Below are 18,740 nucleotides of genomic sequence, written 5' to 3' on the forward strand. Positions count from 1 at the left end.
ACGGCCTTTCGCGCGCTGCCCGGCCTGCTCGCCCTCCCCGACCACGCCGCCTGCACCCCGGACGCCACAGCGTTCCGGCGGAGGGTTGGCGCCTGCGCCACAACCCCCTGCCGGGCCGCCACAGCGTACGAGCCAGACCAGGGAGTGTCCAAGCCGACAGCCGCCCCGGCGGCAGATAGGTTTTCCTCTATGACTGATGTTCGAGTCGTGTTTCGGAAGTACGGCGGAGCATTGCACTGGAACCACCCGGGCCGCGTGCTCGGGGAGGACGAGCACGGAGTCTGGGTGGAGGTGCCCGGTGGCACGGTCGCCCGCAAGGGCGAGGGGCCACCCGTCACGTGGGAGTCCACCGCGATCATGCTGTTTCCCCGAAACGCCTGGTGGACGGCCTCGTTCAACACCCCTCCCCACAAGAGCGAAATCTATGTTGACGTCACCACCATCCCGGAGTGGAGGGACGGTGAGGTGACCATGCTGGACCTTGACCTGGACGTGATCCGTCTGCGTGACGGCCGGCTCATCCTCGATGACGAGGACGAGTTCGCCGAGCACCAGGTGCTACTGAACTATCCACCCGAGTTGATCTCGCAAGCGGAGGCAACAGCGCGCTGGCTCCTCGATGCGGTACGCGGGAGAAAGGGCCCGTTCGGCGGCGCACACATGCAATGGCTGACAATAAGCTGATTTCAGCGAAATGAGAAAAGACCGACGTCGGCGAATATCGTCGCTTGACCGTGAATCCCTGTAGTTCTCCGCTGCTCACTTCGCGAACGGGCACGCCCAGTATATGGGGCTCGCCGCCTCTCGACCACTTCCCGACCGACCTGAGATCAGCTTTCACCGAACGACAGCAAGCCATGGTGAAAAGTCAGCCTCGGTGAGAGATTCGTCTCGTGGTCCAAGCGTACCGCAGACTTTGAGGTCCGGCGGCGGCAAGGGCAAGCAGGCGCGACTGCCATGAGCCGCCGGCACATCGTCATGCCCGGGCAGGATGGGGCAGGTCGTGGCGCTGCTGCGACTGCCCGGCCTACGAGCCGGGCCATGCACTTTCTATCACCGCTTTGTCCCGGCATCAGCGACAACGACCTTTTCAGCACCGATCCGCCGCATGCGTTCGGTGCCCCATTCTCCCAATGAGGCCAGAGCCGCATTGAGCGAAACGCCGTGCTCCGTCAGGGAGTACTCGACCTTCGGTGGCACTTCTCGGTAAACCTCACGATGCACGAGCCCGTCTTCTTCCATCTCCCGCAGATGTTGAATCAACATTTTCTCGCTGACGCCCGGCAGACCACGCCGAAGTTCGGCGAACCTGCGGGTCCCGTAGTGGTGCAACTCCCAGAGGATCAACGACTTCCACTTGCCGGCGACGACGTCCATAGCCGCGTCGATGCCGCAGAAGTAGGGACCACGTCGTGCTGATGTTGCCACTCGCCCCCTCCAATACGTACTTACCCGCGAGTGAGTACCTGACTGAATAGTTCGTACTGGTCAAACCTACCGGCAGCCGCGAGGATTCAGCCGAACGATGAACACGAGGGGGAGCACCAGTAATGACAACGAACAGCAGCGTCCAGGTAAGTGTTCTCGGTCTGGGAGCGATGGGCAGCGCTCTCGCGGGCGCCCTGGTGAAGGCCGGATACGCCACAACCGTCTGGAACCGCTCACCGGAGAAGGCGGACGACCTCGTCGCGCAGGGCGCGGAGGCCGCCTCCACGGTCCGCGACGCTGTCCGGGCCAGCCGGTTGGTGATCATATGCCTGCTCGACCACGCGTCGGTCCATGAGGTGCTCGATCCCCTCTCCCAGGACTTGGCCGGACGTACGTTGATCAACGTGACCACGACGTCACCGGCTCAGTCTCGGGAACTGGCCGCCTGGGCAGCCCATGCCGGAGCCACGTATCTGGACGGCGGCATCATGGCCGTACCGCACATGATCGGCCAGCCTGGGTCATCCATCCTCTACAGCGGATCGGCCGATGCCTTCCATCAGTACAGGCCGCTGCTCGACCTGTGGGGAACCAGCACCTACCTCGGCGCGGATGCTGGGCTGGCGTCCCTGTACGACCTCGCCCTACTCGCGGGGATGTATGTCATGTTCGCCGGATTCATGCACGGCGCCGCCATGGTCGCGCCGGCCGGCGTGACGGCGGCCGAGTTCGCTGCTCTGGCCACACCTTGGCTGACCGCCATGACCGGCGCCCTCCAAGGGTTCGCCGCCGTCATCGACGGCGGAGACTACACCGTCGAAGGGCAACAGAGCCTCCAGTTCTCCGACCTCAGTGACCTCCTGGCCGCCAGTTCCGACCAGGGCATCAGCACCGATGTCGTCGCCATGGTCCAGCGGCTCATCCAACGGCAGATCGACGCCGGCCATGGGGAGGAAGGCTTCGCCCGCATCATCGAAAGCATCAAGCAACCGGGCTGAAAGCTCGCGCGGACGGGCGTGGGGTCTCGACACTCGACTGTTCACGTGTCATCGACGGCAGAGCAGGTGGCATCCGTTATGGCATCTTTGATGATGACGTGAATCAGCCCGCCGCGGAAACCAGCCCGCTCTCATATGCGGCGATGACGAGCTGCGCCCGGTCACGCGCCTCCAACTTGGCCAGCAGCCGCGTGATGTGGGTCTTCACCGTGGCCAGACTCACCTGAAGATGCTCCGCGATTTCGCCGTTGGACAGCCCACGGGCAATCAGCGTGAGCACATCCCTCTCCCGCTCGGTAACCCCGTCCAGCCCTCTCACCCGTGGCGTCACCGGCGTGCGGGTGAACTCTTCGATCAACCTTCGCGTCACCGTCGGCGCCAGCAATGCCTCCCCGCTGGCGACCACTCTGATGGCGGCGAGCAGGTCCGCGGGGGGCGTGTCCTTGAGGAGGAACCCACTCGCTCCAGCCCGAAGCGCGTCGTAAACGTATGCGTCAAGATCGAACATCGTCACGACAAGCACCCGGGAAACGTCCTTGATCCTGCGGGTGGCCTCGATGCCGTCCATCTCCGGCATCCGGACGTCCATCAACACCACATCGGGCCGCTGCTCCATGGCCACGGTGACCGCTTCGGCTCCCGTCGCAGCCTCCCCGACCACACCCAGGTCCGGCTCAGAGTCGACCAGCACCCTGAAACTTCCCCTGAGCAACGCCTGATCGTCGGCCACGACCACCCGGATCACGGCGCCTCCTGATAGGGCAGCTGGGCGAACACCCGAAACCCGCTTCCAGGCCTGCTCCCCGCCTCGAACGTGCCGCCATACATCATGACCCGCTCCCGCATCCCGATCAGGCCGTGCCCGGTGCCGGCGGAAAGCGACGTGCGTCTCCCAGGTCCGTCATCCATCACTTCAATCCTTACGTCCTTGCCGTCGGCCACGACGGAGACCCGGCACCGGGCGGGAGCCGCGTGCTTGGCAACGTTGGTCAGCGCCTCCTGCACGATTCGGTAGACCGACAACCCCGCCCCCTCAGGCAGCCGGTCCCGTGGGTCGTGAGCATCAGCACCAGACACCGGCCCAGCACAGCCGTCACCACCGATGCGAACCTGCAAGTCCACGTCAACCCCGGCCAACCGCGCCTGCTCCGCGAGATCCTCGAGCCCATCGATGCCCGGGGCAGGCACGAGGTCAGGCACGTTGGTGGACCTCAGCATGCCGAGCAGGTGCCGCATCTCGACCAGTGCGCTGCGGCTGGCTGTCTCGATCACCCGCAGAGCGTCGTGCGCCTCCTCCGGCCTGGTCGACATCACATGATTGGCCACGCCCGCCTTGACGGCGATCAGCCCCACGCTGTGCGTGACCACGTCATGCAGCTCGCGAGCGATGCGCAGCCGTTCATCGGTCACCGCCTGCGAGGCCAGCCGCTCGGCCTCGCGCGCCGCATAATGCCTGCGCTCGTGCACGGCACGGCCGATCGTCCATGAGCCGCCCAGGGCCGCGATCCCCATGAGCGGCTTGTCGAAGTGGACCAGCCAGTCGGGAGCACTCTCCTTTGGCGCACCCGCCAGGGTCAATCCGAACAACGTGACCAGGCTTAAGCCTCCGATGGCGGACGAAGGGATCAAGGGGCCGACCCTGTCGGACAGCGCGACAATATAGAGGGCGTACGCGGGTGCGAGGTAGGCGAACCCGATGGCATCGGTCATGACGGCGAAGACGGCCAGCGCCAACGTCAGGCAGAACACAGGCAGCGGCCACAGTCTGCGCACCGACAGCAGCAGGCCGAGCCCGAAGGGCAGAGCGAACCTCAGCCATGGTGGCAACGCCGTGGCGTTGACCGCCATCGTGAAGGCCACGGACCCGAAGCACAGCCCCACCGCCAGATCGAGCATGATCAGCTGGATGCGGCTCAAGCGCCGGGCGAAGAAGGGATGCCTGTCGTCCACGCGTTGAACCGTAGCGGCTGAAGCGGGGGGCGCACGTCAGCCCAGGGTTTGACCTTCAGATTCGAACCGTGGTCCGACGCGCCGCCGACCCTCCGCACCGCATTCTTTACGGCGTGATCGAACTCCACCGCCTCACGAAACGCTACGGCGACACACTCGCGGTAGACGACCTGTCCTTCAAGATCGCCCCCGGCCACGTGACCGGATTTCTGGGCCCCAACGGCGCCGGCAAGTCCACCACCCTGCGCCTGATCCTCGGCCTCGATGCGTCCACTTCCGGGCACGCGCTCATCAACGGCCGACCTTACACATCGTTCAGCAGGCCGATGCACGAAGTGGGCGCGCTCTTGGATGCGAGTGCCGTCCACGGCGGACGCAGCGCCTACAACCACCTGCTCTGCCTCGCTCGCACCAACGACATCGGCCCAGCCCGAGTGACGGAGGTGCTGGAGCAGGTTGGCCTGGCGGATGTCAGCCGCAAAAGGGTAGGCGGCTTCTCGCTCGGCATGAAACAGCGGCTCGGCATCGCGGCCGCCCTGCTCGGCGACCCCGACGTGTTGATGTTCGACGAGCCTGTCAACGGCCTCGATCCCGATGGTGTGCGGTGGATCCGCGGCCTCATGCGCTCGCTGGCCGCTGAAGGCAGGACGGTCCTCCTGTCCAGCCATCTCATGAGCGAGATGGCCCTCACCGCCGAACGCATCGTCATCATCGGCCGCGGCAAGCTGGTCGCCGAGGCGACGGTCGCGGAGCTGACGGCGGCCTACCCATCGCTCGAAGACGCCTACATGGCGCTGACCACCTCCAGCGTGCAATTCGGAGCCGCCCGATGATCAGCCAGCGCAGGCCACCAGCCGAGGCCCGTCGAGCGCCGAGCACCCCACGTGTCCGCCACCAGCGCTCCCGCCCAGGAACGCACGCGTTCGTGGGGGTTCTGGCGTCGGAATGGATCAAGCTCCGCTCTGTTCGCTCGACCCATCTCATTCTCGTCCTCGGCATCAGCGCCGTTCTGCTGAGCTACGCGCTGGCCACGATGGCGGCCGGCATGTACGACGACGCCCCACCCCAACAACGCCTGAGCGCTCGCATCGCGGACCTCGAGGAGGTGGTCGTGATCGTGCCCCAGCTCTGCATGGGCATCCTGGGCACGCTGGCCATCACCTCCGAATACGGGACCGGCATGATCAGAACAAGCCTGACCATCGTCCCGCGCCGGTGGCCGATGCTCGCTGCCAAGTCCACGGTCGTGGGAGCGCTGGGCCTGATCACCGGTGCGACAGCGGTCTTCGGCACCTATGCCGTCACCCGATCGGTGCTCGGTGACCGGTTCTCGGGTGCATACACCGGCGCGTTCGCGGACCGGCTTCCGCTCCTGATCGCCATCAGCGTCTCGGTGCCGGTGTTCGCACTACTCGGCCTCGGCCTCGGCGCGCTCCTGCGCTCAAGCGCCGGTGCGATCGCCATCATCGTCGGTCTCGTCTACGTCATCCCCATGATCATCGGCAACATCCCCGAGCCTTGGAGCGAGCGCCTCGGGTCCGTGATGATCGGAGCGCTTCCCCGCGAGATCACCGGCGACACGATCACAACCTCGGTCTACGGCTCGCTTCTGCCTCCCGCGGTGGCCGCCGCCGTGCTGGTCGCCTATGCGGCTCTCCCCCTGCTAGCCGCAGCCTGGCTGATGCGCAGGAGGAACGCCTGAGATGTGGGCGGCAATACTCAGGAAGCACTCTGGCATGTCGACGCCGACCCACACGGAGGCCTCCGCCTTGGCGATGCTGATCCGCATGGAGGCCTCTGCCGTGGTGTCCGCGACCTCCGCGAAAGCCCCTGACATGCGGATCAAGAGACGGCAGCGGGCATGTGGCCGTCCGGCGGTGCGCAAGACCGGAACGCCTGCCGCACTATCAGGCGTTCCGGCTACCATGCCGTCAGCGGGCTCAGACCTCGAGCACCACGGGGATGATCATCGGACGGCGGCGGTAGGTGTCGCTCACCCAGCGGCCCACCGTGCGGCGGACCACCCGGCGAATCTCCTGCATGTCGACCACCCCCTCCGCTGCCTTCTCCTCGAGGGCCCGTTCGATCTGCGGAATGAACTCGTCGAACTGCAGAGGGTCGATGCCCGAGCCTCGGGCGTGAATCTCGGGGCCCGCGGTGAGCTTGCCGGTGTTGGAGTCGACAACGACGACCACGGAGATGAATCCCTCGTCTCCGAGGATCCTGCGGTCCTTCAGCGAGGTGTCGGTGATCTCACCGACCGACGAACCGTCAACGTAGACATACCCGGCGTGCACCGCACCGGCGATCTTGGCGCGGCCGTCGATCAGGTCGACCACGACGCCGTCTTCGGCGATCACGATGTGATCGTCCGGCACGCCCGTGAGGGCGGCCAGCTTGGCGTGGGCGCGCAGGTGCCGCCATTCGCCGTGCACGGGCATGAAGTTCGACGGGCGTGTCAGGTTGAGCACGTAGAGGAGCTCGCCGGCGGCCGCGTGACCGGAGACGTGCACCTTGGCGTTGCCCTTGTGCACGACCCGTGCGCCCCACCGGGTGAGACCGTTGATCACCTTGTTGACCGCGGTCTCGTTACCCGGCACCAGCGAGGAGGCCAGGAGCACGGTGTCGCCCTCGGCGATGCGGATCGGATGGTCACGGTTGGCCATCCTCGACAACGCCGCCATCGGCTCGCCCTGGGAGCCGGTGCAGACCAGCACCACATCCTGTGGCGGCCACTCCTCGATGTCGCGCGAGTCGACGATCAGCTCCGGCGGCACCTTGAGATAGCCCAGGTCTCGGGCCACTCCCATGTTGCGCACCATCGAGCGTCCGACCAGGGCGACCTTGCGGCCGTGCCGGGCGGCGGCGTCCATGACCTGCTGGATGCGGTGAACGTGCGAGGCGAAGCTCGCCACGATGACCCGCTGCTCGGAGGTGCGGATCACCTCGTCGATGACCGGCGCGATCTCCCGCTCGCTGGTGACGAACCCGGGCACCTCGGCGTTGGTCGAGTCGGACATCAGCAGGTCGACGCCCTCGGTGCCAAGCCTGGCGAAGCCTCCGAGATCGGTGAGGCGGCCGTCGCTCGGCAGCTGGTCCATCCGGAAGTCGCCGGTGTGCAGCACGATGCCGGCGGGCGTCCTGATAGCCACGGCCAGCGCGTCGGGGATCGAGTGGTTGACCGCGAGAAACTCACAGTCGAAGGGGCCGAAGACGTGCCGTTCGCCTTCGACGACCTCGCGTTTGGTCGGCTGGATCCGGTGCTCGGTGAGCTTGGCCTCGATCAGGGCAAGCGTGAGCTTGGATCCGATGAGCGGAATATCGCGCCGCTCGCGCAGCAGATAGGGCACAGCTCCGATGTGGTCTTCGTGAGCGTGCGTCAGTACGACGGCTTCGACATCGTCGAGCCGGTCCCTGATGTATTCGAAGTCGGGCAGGATGAGGTCGACACCCGGCTGGTCAGGCTCGGGGAACAACACCCCGCAGTCGACGATCAGCAGACGGCCGTCGTATTCGAAGACGGCCATGTTTCTGCCGATCTCGCCCAGCCCGCCGAGCGCGACGATGCGCAAGCCGCCGTGAGGCAGCGCCGGTGGGGGGCCAAGCTCAGGATGCGGATGGCTCATGCCCGGCCCCCACGGTCAGATCGTGTTCTCAAAACTCCCGGTTCCTCCCCGTTCCTATGCGTCTGTCAACTTCACCCCGCCGGCTACCAGGCAAGCACGCAGCTCGGCGATTTGCTTCTCTGTCGCGTCCACGAGCGGCAGCCGTACCGGCCCTACCGGCACGCCCACCATGCTCAGTGCCGCCTTTGCCATGATCGCGCCGCCCGCACGCAACATGATCCCGTCCACTACGGGAGCCACCTGACTGTGCAGGGCAAGCGCCTGAGCGACCTCGCCGCTCTTGTGCAGGTGGATCATCCGCGCCAACTCGGCGCCGACCACATGTCCGACGACGCTGACGAACCCGGTCGCCCCGAGCGAGAGCCAGGCCAGGTTGAGCAGATCGTCTCCCGAATAGAAGACAAGATCGGTCGTGATCATCACCTGACTGGCCGCGAACAGATCGCCCTTGGCGTCCTTGACTGCCACAATCCGGTCGTGTTGCGCCAGCCTGATCAGGGTCTCAGTTTTGATCGGCACTCCGCTACGTCCCGGGATGTCATAGAGCATCACGGGAAGGTCGGTCGCGTCGGCGACAGCGGTGAAGTGCCGATACAAACCCTCTTGCGGAGGCTTGTTGTAGTAAGGCGTTACCACCAGGAGGCCGTGTGCGCCGGCACGTGCCGCCTGCTTCGCGAGCTCGACACTATGGCGGGTGTCGTTGGAGCCCGCTCCTGCCACCACGACCGCGCGGTCACCGACCGCGTCGAGGACGGCACTGACGATGCGCTGCTTCTCCTCGTCGGAAGTGGTGGGCGACTCACCAGTCGTCCCGTTGACGATCAAGCCGTCATTTCGCTGCTCGTCTACCAGATAGGTAGCAAGACGTCGCACAGCCACATAATCGACCTCACCGTCAGAAGTGAACGGCGTGACCATCGCGGTCAGCATACGGCCGAAGGGCGCATCGGTGGTTCCAGTTGGCGATGCCATAGTGCGAACGCTACCTGGATTCAGAAATCCATTGGACGTCGCCACCCCGCTTTGCCTGCCTGGAGCCGCCTTTTGCCCCCTTTCGACAGCAGTCGTGTGCCGCTCACCCAACGATAGGTCCTTCGGCTGAGTCCTCCAGCCACACCGGCCGTTGTGACCCGCCATTACGCGCGAGGACCACGTCGCAGCTCCGCGGCCCTCGCCCCGGAACACTTTCGCTGCCGCTCAGCCCGGCTCCCGGGTAAGCCGCGCCGGCCGACGACGTTCCTCAAGGGGCCCGCGATCCGGAGGCCCGTCCGGGTGTTCGGCCCATCGCTCACCTCCTCCACCCCGAACCACGCGATCCCTGGCCCTGGTCCGCTCCGGAGTCTCCCCGCCGGATGGCGCTCCCAGCCAGGAACCGAAAAGTCACCGCGACTCAGATCCTCTTCTCGCTACCGCCGTCATCCCCGTCCCCGCAGGCGCCGCCATCCCCATCCCTTCGCCATCCCCATCCCACAGACGCCGCCATCGTCCCCGTCCCCGCAGGCGCCATCGTCCCCGTGCCCGCAGGCGCCACCATCGTCCCCGTGCCCGCACGCCCACACGCATCCCTGTCCCCGTGCACGGCCTCGCTCGGTGGCGGCTTCTGGCCGGCCAGCGTGTTGCTCGATACGCGCGTGCGGCCGATTGCAGCCCTGTGTCGTTCTCTGATCCTGCTGGGGCATGTGGCCGTACAAGCGGTGTGCCGTACTGTCCGAACTGCGCTGATGTAGGGCATGCGTGACGGGCCCGGGCGGTCGAAGCGACGTCCCTGGCCGCAGCGCCGCCCCACCGGAACGCCACGGGCCGGACGCAACCGGCCCGCTCGATCCACAGCGCCGCTGGAGCGACAGGTATGGGCATGGAAGAGGTCGCCGATATGTGCTCGGGGGTACACACATCGACGACCTCTATCGGAGAATCGGCGTCCCTTACATCCGCGTTACAGGGTTTCTCCGATAATTTTCCGCCATCGCAAAGTTGGGGCTCCAGCAGTCGTCGATGACGGTCGGTTACCTGCCGAATACGGCAACATAGGGCAACGCCTCACACGAACCCCCAGGGATGGACTAGTGGCCACCTCAGATCCGGTCTACCTGCGTGTCGTCGAAGACATCCGGCGACAGATCACCGACGGCACCCTTCCCCCCGGTGCGCCCATTCCGTCGCGGGCGCAGCTGACCCGTAAATATCAGGTCGGCGAGACCGCCGCCCGTCACGCCCTCCGCGTACTCGCGGGCGAAGGGCTCATCATCGGCCGCGTGGGATCGGGCCATTACGTCAGGGAACGCCCCGACCTCACCGCGTTGCATCGATGGCGGTTCCTGGACCACCCCGCCCCGTTCGCGGCAGACCTGCAGTCTCAGGGCAGGCGCGTGACGTGGGACTGGCACAGCGAACCAGCCGAAGCGGGCCCTGACATCGCCAGGCGGCTGCGCCTCAGCGAGTCGACCACGCTGAGCAAGACGCGTTACGTCTATCGCGGCGACGGCAAGCCGCTGCAGCTCGCCACCTCCTACGAGCCGATGGAGTTCGCCGCCCATTCGGAGGAGGAACGGCGCGGCCTGGTGGCGAGGATGTACGCCCACGGCATCAAGATCACCGAGGTCGTCGAGAGCGTGCACACCCGCGTTCCCCGCCCCGCGGAGAGCGATGCGCTCGACCTGGCGGCGGGCGTTCATGTACTGCACATCGAGCGCACTCACTGGGCCGGCGATCGTCCCGTTGAGACCAGCGACATCGTCATCCCGGGAGACCGCTTCCGGATCACGTACAGCATGCCCGTTTAGCAGGCCCTGGCTCCGGGCGAGCGCCTCCTCGCCCGGAGCCCACCCTTCCGCCACGATCACGCTTCGCAGGACGGGACTCCGCGCATCTCCTGGACGCTCTCAGCGGACGATGCGTGTCGACAGGCGGCGCCGGGACGCGCACTGTGGATCCCGGGGCGGGCAGGTGCGCGGACAGCGGACAAGCGCCATGAGTTGAGAGCAGGCGTCCTCGGCACCGATCTGGGCCGCCCTAACGACCTCGTCCCGCCGAGCCTCCGGCTGGTTCGACGGTGTGCACGCCGTCAGCCCACAAGCGCGACGCCTTCCCCCCACCACCAGAGGCACAACGTTGCCAGACGGCAGGGCGTTCTGCGGCTGCTCAAGGACCGCTGAGGAGGCCGCCGACGTCGGCGGTCCGGACGAAGCCGGTGGCAATCCTGTCACCACGCCCCGGCTGCGCACCGTGCTGTCTCGATATTTCACTTATGGGGCGACGGCTGGGATTCGCGACAAACGCGCAGGTCAGAGATTGTCGGTACGCGTTGATAGAACGGTCGCGGAGGTTGCCGATGCGAGTCAAGGATCTGCCGAAAAGCGACCGGCCCCGCGAACGGCTCATGGCCAGCGGTGCCGCTGCGCTGGCCGACCGGGAGCTGCTGGCCGTGCTGCTCGGCTCGGGGTTTCGCGGGTCGAGCGCTCTCGATCTGGCCAGCGAGGTGATCCAGCACTGCGGGGATCTGGAGGCGCTCAGCCGATCCGAGCCGCACCGGCTGCTCACCGTGCCCGGCATCGGCCCGGCCAAGGCCGCGCGGGTGAGCGCGGCCTTCCATCTCGTACGGCGGGCGGACGCCTGGCCGGAACGGGAGCGGATCAACAGCACGTCCGACCTGGCACACGCGTGCGCCCCTCTGCTGCGAGATCGTGCCCAGGAGCGGCTGGTCCTGGTCGTATGCGACATCCGTGGCCGGGTGCTCAGGCGCGTTGTGCTCTCCGAGGGCGGGGCCGACCATACGGCGGTGCCGATCCGGGAGGTGATCACCGAAGTGCTCACCGCGGGCGGCGCGATGTTCGGCCTGGCGCACAACCATCCGGGCGGGTCCCTGGAGCCGAGTGTGGCCGATCTGGAAGCCACCACCCAGCTCCTCGCGGCCGCCGAGACCGTCGGAGTGCGACTCCTCGACCACGTGATCATCGTCGATGAGGCCTGGCGACGTATCCCGACATAAGTCCAATCCGCCGCAGAGTCTGGCCCAGCCAACATCAAAGGCCATGATCTCCTGCATAGCGACGAACTGCAGTTTTCCAAAGGACGACCATGAGAACCTAATGCCGCGGGAGGCCGATATGGACGTCAGTCGGCCACCACCCGCCATGGCGTGGCTCTGTGCCTCCGGAGGGCACGTCGCCACGTCCGTGGTTTCGCGCCGGTCCCGGGCGAAGTCCGATCGTCCACGTCGTGCGATTGGGCAGGCGCGTCGCCAGGGACCGGCGCGGAACACCTTCCGCGCAAGCCCGTGCGATGTGGGCGCCTCAAGCATTCACGCTGGTGGAGGCGTAGGCGACCAAGGAGCGGGGGATGGGTGCTGCTCTGTGGCATGGTCGCGGGGCCGGCTCCGGCAAGCATCGCGTGCACGGGTTGAACGTGCAGATCATCAGCCGGAGAGGACGATCCTGTAACCCCAGGAGCGCTGCGCGGGGGACTCGTTCTGAGCGCTGGCCGCATCCGGGCATCCTGCAACTGCTGCAGGAGGGGTTCAACACCCTGGCGGACCAGGCCTATCAAGGAACGTCGTCTCGCCCTACAAGGGCAAGGACGAGCTTGGGGTCCTAGAAGCAGGCCGATCGGTCGCATGCCAAGCTCCGCGGGCCCGTCGAACACGCGACCGCCCGGCTCAAGGGCCGCAGGATTTTCCGGACACTACGCTGCAGCCCCAGTAGGCCGGTCATTTCTGCGAGGCCATCGTCGTCACCGGTCGGGCGCTGCTCCGCACCGGGTTGCGGTCCTGGGTTGTCGACGCGAACCAGCTTTTTCGGCAGATCGAACAGGGAGTTCCACAGGTCATGCACCCGGGAGTTCGGTCTGGTGGTGAACTCCTCGACCTTGACGTTCACTCCCACTCTCGTGATTTTCCGGATGAAGGACAGGCCGCCCGCCATGCACAATTCGTAAACCACCGGCATGCATTCACACGTGCAATCCCTGACCCGTACCCGCGATCGCGAGACCTCTGGGTCCCATTTGATGGCTCCGCGTACGTCGGCGCCCGGCCTAACGTGCCGGCCGTACAGGTCTCCTTCTTCCCATCGCATGCCGCTCACTATAACGGCGGAGGTATTTATAGGTCTAGTACACGTATCCATAGACCTGCAAGCCGTCCGATTGGAGCACCCATGTACGGTTTCGTCTATAATCCGGACGTGCTAGATCGCGAAGGGCCCGTGCCCATCTACAGGCAGGTCGCCGACCTGGTCCGCGATCAGATCGAACGCGGCGAGCTCCAAGCAGGCGATCCAGTGCCGAGCGAGGCCGCGCTCGAAAAGGAATATGACATCGCACGGACGACCGCCCGGCGGGTGGCCCGCGAATTGCGCGAGCAAGGGCTGGCGTACACCGTGCAAGGCGAGGGCACGTTCGTCGGCCAGCCGGGTGCGCCACGATCGCCCAAGACGATGCCGCTCTATCAGAAAATCGCCGGAGAAGTCGCACAAAAGATCCAGAATGGCGATATCCAGCCGAACAGAGCCATCCCCGGCGAAAAAGTGATGATGCGACAGTACGGCGTAGCCAAAGTCACCGTACGCCAGGCGGTCGCCTATCTCAGAGAGCAGGGATGGGTCTTCACCGTCCCTTATCGGGGCACATATGTGAACAGCCCAGAGAAGTGGCCCATAAATCGGGATTCTTAGTCCGCCCCCGTCCGTGAGCGGCCCGCCAGACCACGTCTCGCGGCGACTACGAACGCCGGCCGAGACGGAACCACACGCAGACGATCGTCGTGGCGTCGTCCACCTCATGACCCACGCCCGCCCAGTAGCGGCGGTGCGTCTCGCGCCAGTCGTCGATCGACTGGAACCCCTCACCCTCGGCCACCGCGAACTCCCAGGTGACCGAGGCGAACGGCGTCAGCTCCACCCGCGTGATCTCGACCTCCCCGGCCCTGCCGCCGGTGTCGTCGACCAGGACCAGGCGCTCTCCGACCCGTTCGACTTCCTCGCCCTCGGCTTCGTAGTCGAGGGCGAGCACGCCCGCCGTGGCGGTCTTCTCTCCCGACAGGACGAGGTCGGTGAGCAGAGTGCGCACCCTGCCAGGGGTCCCCAGTTCCAGCACCCGGAGTCCGTCCATACGCGGCCACATGGCCGCCATGTTAGAAGACCGGGATGATCTCCTCGGGATCGATGAAGTCCACCGGCACCCCTTCGAGGTCGAGCTCGGGAATGGCGGGAAAGGCGATCCCCCAGCGCTCCACGATCGCCCGGACCCTGGCCATGGCCACGCGCCAGTTCTCCGCCTGCTCCTCGTACGACAGGACGCCGAGCCCGGCCTCCCTGGCGTGGTCCATGAGGACGCGGTGGTTGGCCAGGAAGTACGGAGGAAGCTCCCAGAAGCCCTCAGGAGGCTCCCAGAGGATCATGCTGAGGAAGACGAACCCCGCCCTGAGCTGGCGCGTGATCAGCGACTTGGTCTCCTCGGTGAGCCCGGGCCACTCGTTCTCCAAGATGGTCATGCAAATCTGGAGATGTCGGGATTCGTCCCTGCCGATGCGCTGGAACATCTCGCCGAAGACCGGATGCTGCGTCCCCGAGGCCATGCCCCTGAAGAGCGTGGAGGCGGCCATCTCGCCCATCATGAAGCTGGTGAACAACACCGGGAGCGAATATTTGCCCACGGCCGAGTTGTAGCCGTTCCAGTAGCGGCCGCCGTTGTGGTAGAGCCAGCCGATGTTGTTGTGGGCGGCTGATTCGAGGTCGTCGGAGGGCGTCCAGTCGAGCGGTCCGCCCGGCCAGAGTCTGGCGATGGCGCGCTGGCAGCACTCCTCGTGGTTCATCTCGTCACGGGTGATCGAGAAGAAACACTTCCTGACCGGGTCCTCCTCGTGTTTCTCGAACGCCTGGATCGTGGCGCGGGCGAACACCGCGGGCCCCGAGGCGTCGAAGTTCGCCAGGACCGCGAACCAGTACATGATGCCCAGGCGCTGCTCCCGGGTGAAGTCGTCCGGCCGGAGACCGTCCCAGGGCAGGTCGGCGGGGTTCCAGACCATGCGCTTGGACTTCTCGTAGATGGCGGCGAGTTTCTCGGTCTCGACGCGCCATTCCATGGGATAGATGTTGGGCTGCGGGATCTGCGGTGCGGGCCAGAAACCGCCCTCTGGGATCGTGAGGTCCGCCATGTGTGACACCTCCTCCCCCATCCTGCGTGTCGGCGTCACGTCTTTCAAGTACGGGCGCGCTGGGTGACGGCCACGCAGACCAGGACGGCCAGCGCCGCGACCACGGTGACCGGGCCGAACCGTTCGCCCATCAGGAACCACGCCCAGATCAGGGTCAGGAGGGGCTGGGTGAGCTGGGTCTGGCCCGCCCTGGCGATGCCGCCCCTGGCCAGGCCCGCGTACCAGGGGAAGAAACCCAGGAACATCGAGACCAGCGCCACGTAGGCGAAACCGGCCACCGACTGCGGGGCCGGGGTCATGGGCGTGGTCAGGGCCAGTGCCGCCGTGATGGGGGCCGTCAGGGGCAGGGACAGGACGAGCGCGTGGGAGATGACCTGCCAGCCAGGGGTCTCCCTGGACAGCCGGCCGCCCTCCGTGTAGCCGACCGCGGCGGACAGCAGCGCGCCGACCAGGAGCAGGTCGGGCCAGGTCGGCCTGCCCTGGTGCTGGGTGAGGGTGAAGGCGGTGATGGCGGCGGCGCCGGCCGTACAGGAGGCCCAGAAGAGCGGGCGGGGGCGCTCGCCGGCCGACACGACGGCGCAGGCGGCGGTGGCGGCGGGGAGGAGGCCGGTGACCACCGCGGCGTGAGCCGTGCTCGCGCCCAGGTCCAGGGCCAGGCCGCTGAAGGCGGGGAAGCCGAAGACCACGCCCAGGGAGATCAGGGCGTAGGCGCGCCACTGGTCGCGCGGCGGGAGCAGCGGGCGGCCTGCGGCCTTCAGGCAGACCAGGGCCACCACGCCTGCCACGGCGGCCCGACCCAGGGCGATCAGCCAGGGGTCGAAGCCCCGCAGCGCGAAGACGGTGGCGGGAAAGGAGCCGGAGAACGCCAGGACGCCGAGGAACGCCAGGGCGGTGCCGCGGCGTCGCCGGCCTCGGTCGGAGGCCGGGACCGCTACTCCACCGCTGACAGTAGCGCTATTCTCGGTTCTCATGGACAACGATAGCAGTATCGCCAAGATCGCCGCGATACTGCGTGACGAGGCCGCCAGGCTCGGCCCCGGCGCGCGGCTGCCGTCCAGCCGGGAGATCATGCGCAGGCACAACGTCAGCCCCGTCACGGTGTCGCGGGCCATCGGGCAGCTGGCCGCCGAGGGACGGGTGGTGACGAGACCCGGCAGCGGGGCGTTCGTGGCGCACCAGGCGCCCAGGGGCGAGGACCCGGCGGACCTCTCGTGGCAGACCGTCGCCCTGGGCGACCGGGTGGTCGACGAAGGGCCCGTCGCGGAGCTGCTGGGCGTGGCCGCCGAGGGCGTCGTACCGCTCACCGGCGGCTACCTGCGTCCGGGGCTGCGGCCCGACAGGCACCTGGCGGCCGCGGCGGCGCGGGCCGTGCGGCGGCCCGGCGCCTGGGCCATGCCGCCGCTGCCCGGCCTGCCCGAACTGCGCAGGTGGTTCGCGGCGCAGGCCGGAGGCGACGTGACCGAGGCCGACGCGCTCATCGTGAGCGGCGGGCAGGCGGCGCTCACGCACGCGTTCCGCGCGCTCGCCGCACCCGGCACGCCGGTGCTGGTCGAGACGCCCACCTATCCGGGCGCGCTGGTGGCGGCCAGGGCCGCGGGGCTGCGGCCCACGGCGGTGCCCATGGACCGCGACGGCGTACGGCCCGACCTGCTGGCCGAGGCGTTCGCCGTCACCGGCGCGCGCGTCTTCCTCTGCCAGCCCACCCTGCACAACCCGACGGGCGCGACCCTGCCGGCCGGGCGCCGGGCGCAGGTGCTGGACGTGGCCAGGGCGGCGGGCGCGTTCGTCGTCGAGGACGACTTCGCCCGCTACCTGACCGGCCAGGCGCCCCCGTCGCTGGCGTCCATGGACCGGCACGGCACCGTCGTCCACGTGGGCTCGCTGACGAAGATCCTGTCGCCGAGCATGCGGGTCGCGGCCGTCATCGCCAGAGGGCCGGCCGCGCACCGGCTGCGGGCCAGCCAGCTCGTCGAATCGTTCTTCGTGGCACGGCCGCTGCAGGAGACGGCGCTGGAGTTCGTGGAGTCACCGGCGTGGCGGCGGCACCTGGCCGCCGTACACGCGGAGATCGGGATCCGGCGCGACGCGCTGGCCGCCGCGCTCGCCGCGCGGATGCCACGGGCCGAGCCGCACCTGCTGCCCGCCGGCGGGATGCACCTGTGGGTGCGGCTGCCGGCCGAGGTCGACGAGAACGCGCTGGTGGAGGCCGCCAGGCGGAACGGCGTCCTGGTGAGCCCCGGCCGGATCTACTACCCGTCCGAGCCGCCGGGGCCGCGGATCCGGGTGACCCACATGGCCGCCGCGCATCTGGCCGAGCTGCACGAAGGGATACGCCGGCTCGCCCAGGCGCTGGACACGGTCTCCGGAGGGCGCGCATGAACGTGATCCACGCCCGTTAGAGTGGCCGGCATGCCGTGCCCTGCGGAGCTCGTACGCGACTTCGTGAACACCTACGACGTCGAGGCGCAGGCGGACGAGCTGTCCTCCCCCGCCGAGCTGGCCCTGTGGCTGCGCGAGCGTGGCCTGGCCGGGCCGCGCGACCGGGCCACCGACGACGACCTCCACACCGCGACCGCCCTGCGCGAAGGCCTCAGGGCGGCGCTCAGACGCGAGGCCGCCGAGCTGCCCGCGTTGCCGTTCACGATCAGGGCGAGGCAGGGCGGGCGTCCCGAGCCTGCCGCTGCCTGCGGCGGCGTGCGGGGCGCGCTGGCGACGATCGCCGTGGCGGCCGTGACAGTGTCCTGGGACCGGCTCAAGGTCTGCGCGGAGGACACCTGCCAGTGGGCGTTCATCGACGCGTCGAAGAACCGATCGCGCTCGTGGTGTTCCATGAAGGTATGCGGTAACCGCACCAAGACCCGGGCTTACCGGGCGAGGAAGAAGGGTTCGCGTCATCTCCAAGGGTCAAACACCGATACGGTGTAAGTCGTGCCTTGTGGCATGAACGGCAGTCGAAGGAGCGGGCCGAGATGGCAGACGTAGGCGTCCGGGCGGCCCGGCGCGAGGATGTGCTCCAGGTTGCGAATACGCAGATCCGCGCCTGGCGCTACGGCTATCGGGATTTCCTCCCCGAGGGCCCACTCGAGCAGATGACCGGCGCGGCTGCGGAGAAGATGTGGTTGCGCCAGTGGGACGAGGCGATCGTCGCCCCGCCCACGCCCATGCATCGGGTGCTGGTGGCCGTGGAGACCATCCTCGACACCGAGGGCTTCCCCGCGCTCGGCAAGGGAGGCAGCGCCGCGCTGACCACTCCCCGCGGCGGCGAGCGCGTGGTGGGGCTGGCCTCCCATGCCCCCGCCGAGGACCCCGACCTCGACCCCAGCGTGGTGGCCGAGATGCTGACGCTGCTGGTCGATCCCGACTTCGTCCGGCGGGGCCACGGCAGCCGCCTGCTCAACGCCACCGTCGACCACCTGCGCGAAGACGGCTTCCGGCAGATCGTCACCTGGGCTTTCGCCGACAACTACGCGGTGCTCGGCTTCCTCGAGTCGGCCGGCTGGGGCGAGGACACCGCCGAACGCGTTCTCGACATGGGCCGTCCGATCAGGATGGTCCGGCTCACCACCGACATCAGCTAGAGGGTCGACG

General features: G+C 67.5%; 19 protein-coding genes. 10 read left to right on the forward strand and 9 right to left on the reverse strand.

The window, feature by feature from the left end; genetic code table 11:
* Positions 1-189 precede the first annotated feature (189 nt).
* The gene (locus ABGA98_RS22245; RefSeq protein ID WP_347620283.1) at positions 190-684 is read left to right on the forward strand and encodes a DUF402 domain-containing protein; all 495 of its coding nucleotides are present in this window, start codon (positions 190-192) and stop codon (positions 682-684) included.
* A gap of 369 nt (positions 685-1,053) precedes the next feature.
* Here the strand turns inward: ABGA98_RS22245 and ABGA98_RS22250 are convergent, their stop codons facing one another.
* On the reverse strand, positions 1,054-1,377 hold the full coding sequence (locus ABGA98_RS22250; RefSeq protein WP_347620284.1) for a winged helix-turn-helix transcriptional regulator: 324 nt from the start codon (positions 1,375-1,377) through the stop codon (positions 1,054-1,056).
* Between the two features lie 173 nt (positions 1,378-1,550).
* Between ABGA98_RS22250 and ABGA98_RS22255 the strand changes: the two genes are divergently transcribed.
* The gene (locus tag ABGA98_RS22255) at positions 1,551-2,426 is read left to right on the forward strand and encodes an NAD(P)-binding domain-containing protein (RefSeq protein ID WP_347620285.1); all 876 of its coding nucleotides are present in this window, start codon (positions 1,551-1,553) and stop codon (positions 2,424-2,426) included.
* A 103-nt stretch (positions 2,427-2,529) separates the two neighbouring features.
* Here the strand turns inward: ABGA98_RS22255 and ABGA98_RS22260 are convergent, their stop codons facing one another.
* Together ABGA98_RS22260 and ABGA98_RS22265 are read right to left on the reverse strand one after the other, a co-directional pair.
* Positions 2,530-3,171, reverse strand: coding sequence for a response regulator transcription factor (locus tag ABGA98_RS22260; protein ID WP_347620286.1), 642 nt, complete (start codon positions 3,169-3,171; stop codon positions 2,530-2,532).
* Positions 3,168-4,376, reverse strand: a complete 1,209-nt coding sequence (locus tag ABGA98_RS22265) for a sensor histidine kinase (protein WP_347620287.1) — start codon at positions 4,374-4,376, stop codon at positions 3,168-3,170. The genes ABGA98_RS22260 and ABGA98_RS22265 overlap by 4 nt, the downstream gene beginning before the upstream one ends.
* A gap of 113 nt (positions 4,377-4,489) precedes the next feature.
* Here ABGA98_RS22265 and ABGA98_RS22270 point away from each other — a divergent pair, with 113 nt between their 5' ends.
* A complete protein-coding gene (locus tag ABGA98_RS22270; protein WP_347620288.1) occupies positions 4,490-5,209 on the forward strand; it encodes an ATP-binding cassette domain-containing protein in 720 nt (239 codons plus the stop codon).
* 92 nt (positions 5,210-5,301) lie between these two features.
* A complete protein-coding gene (locus ABGA98_RS22275) occupies positions 5,302-6,078 on the forward strand; it encodes an ABC transporter permease (RefSeq protein ID WP_347620289.1) in 777 nt (258 codons plus the stop codon).
* Positions 6,079-6,316: 238 nt separating this feature from the next.
* On the opposite strand, the gene ABGA98_RS22280 is transcribed toward ABGA98_RS22275, so the two are convergent.
* Together ABGA98_RS22280 and dapA are read right to left on the reverse strand one after the other, a co-directional pair.
* Positions 6,317-8,002, reverse strand: a complete 1,686-nt coding sequence (locus tag ABGA98_RS22280) for a ribonuclease J (RefSeq protein WP_347620290.1) — start codon at positions 8,000-8,002, stop codon at positions 6,317-6,319.
* A 54-nt stretch (positions 8,003-8,056) separates the two neighbouring features.
* Positions 8,057-8,974, reverse strand: coding sequence for a 4-hydroxy-tetrahydrodipicolinate synthase (dapA, locus tag ABGA98_RS22285; protein WP_347620291.1), 918 nt, complete (start codon positions 8,972-8,974; stop codon positions 8,057-8,059).
* A 1,094-nt stretch (positions 8,975-10,068) separates the two neighbouring features.
* Between dapA and ABGA98_RS22290 the strand changes: the two genes are divergently transcribed.
* On the forward strand, positions 10,069-10,785 hold the full coding sequence (locus ABGA98_RS22290) for a GntR family transcriptional regulator (RefSeq protein WP_347620292.1): 717 nt from the start codon (positions 10,069-10,071) through the stop codon (positions 10,783-10,785).
* 548 nt (positions 10,786-11,333) lie between these two features.
* Entirely contained in the window at positions 11,334-11,990 is a 657-nt protein-coding gene (gene radC / locus ABGA98_RS22295) for a DNA repair protein RadC (RefSeq protein WP_347620293.1), read from the forward strand.
* A 601-nt stretch (positions 11,991-12,591) separates the two neighbouring features.
* Here the strand turns inward: radC and ABGA98_RS22300 are convergent.
* The gene (locus tag ABGA98_RS22300) at positions 12,592-12,945 is read right to left on the reverse strand and encodes a hypothetical protein (protein WP_347620294.1); all 354 of its coding nucleotides are present in this window, start codon (positions 12,943-12,945) and stop codon (positions 12,592-12,594) included.
* A gap of 210 nt (positions 12,946-13,155) precedes the next feature.
* Here ABGA98_RS22300 and ABGA98_RS22305 point away from each other — a divergent pair, with 210 nt between their 5' ends.
* The gene (locus ABGA98_RS22305) at positions 13,156-13,671 is read left to right on the forward strand and encodes a GntR family transcriptional regulator (protein WP_347620295.1); all 516 of its coding nucleotides are present in this window, start codon (positions 13,156-13,158) and stop codon (positions 13,669-13,671) included.
* Positions 13,672-13,717: 46 nt separating this feature from the next.
* Here ABGA98_RS22305 and ABGA98_RS22310 read toward each other — a convergent pair whose 3' ends face one another.
* From ABGA98_RS22310 to ABGA98_RS22320, 3 genes are read right to left on the reverse strand one after another with little or no spacing between them, the layout of a single operon-like run.
* The gene (locus ABGA98_RS22310; RefSeq protein ID WP_347620296.1) at positions 13,718-14,119 is read right to left on the reverse strand and encodes an ASCH domain-containing protein; all 402 of its coding nucleotides are present in this window, start codon (positions 14,117-14,119) and stop codon (positions 13,718-13,720) included.
* A gap of 10 nt (positions 14,120-14,129) precedes the next feature.
* Positions 14,130-15,152, reverse strand: coding sequence for a hypothetical protein (locus ABGA98_RS22315; protein ID WP_347620297.1), 1,023 nt, complete (start codon positions 15,150-15,152; stop codon positions 14,130-14,132).
* Between the two features lie 44 nt (positions 15,153-15,196).
* The gene (locus ABGA98_RS22320) at positions 15,197-16,123 is read right to left on the reverse strand and encodes a DMT family transporter (RefSeq protein WP_347620298.1); all 927 of its coding nucleotides are present in this window, start codon (positions 16,121-16,123) and stop codon (positions 15,197-15,199) included.
* Here ABGA98_RS22320 and ABGA98_RS22325 point away from each other — a divergent pair.
* Genes ABGA98_RS22325 through ABGA98_RS22335 form a run of 3 tightly spaced genes read left to right on the forward strand, consistent with a single transcriptional unit; the run spans position 16,122 to position 18,730 of the window.
* Positions 16,122-17,531, forward strand: a complete 1,410-nt coding sequence (locus tag ABGA98_RS22325; RefSeq protein WP_347620299.1) for a PLP-dependent aminotransferase family protein — start codon at positions 16,122-16,124, stop codon at positions 17,529-17,531. The genes ABGA98_RS22320 and ABGA98_RS22325 overlap by 2 nt on opposite strands.
* Positions 17,532-17,561: 30 nt before the next feature.
* Entirely contained in the window at positions 17,562-18,077 is a 516-nt protein-coding gene (locus ABGA98_RS22330) for a CGNR zinc finger domain-containing protein (RefSeq protein WP_347620300.1), read from the forward strand.
* Between the two features lie 44 nt (positions 18,078-18,121).
* On the forward strand, positions 18,122-18,730 hold the full coding sequence (locus tag ABGA98_RS22335) for a GNAT family N-acetyltransferase (protein WP_165977211.1): 609 nt from the start codon (positions 18,122-18,124) through the stop codon (positions 18,728-18,730).
* The last annotated feature ends 10 nt before the right edge of the window (positions 18,731-18,740 follow it).

Source organism: Nonomuraea sp. B1E8, from assembly GCF_039871515.1.
In the GTDB taxonomy this organism is placed as follows: Bacteria; Actinomycetota; Actinomycetes; order Streptosporangiales; family Streptosporangiaceae; genus Nonomuraea.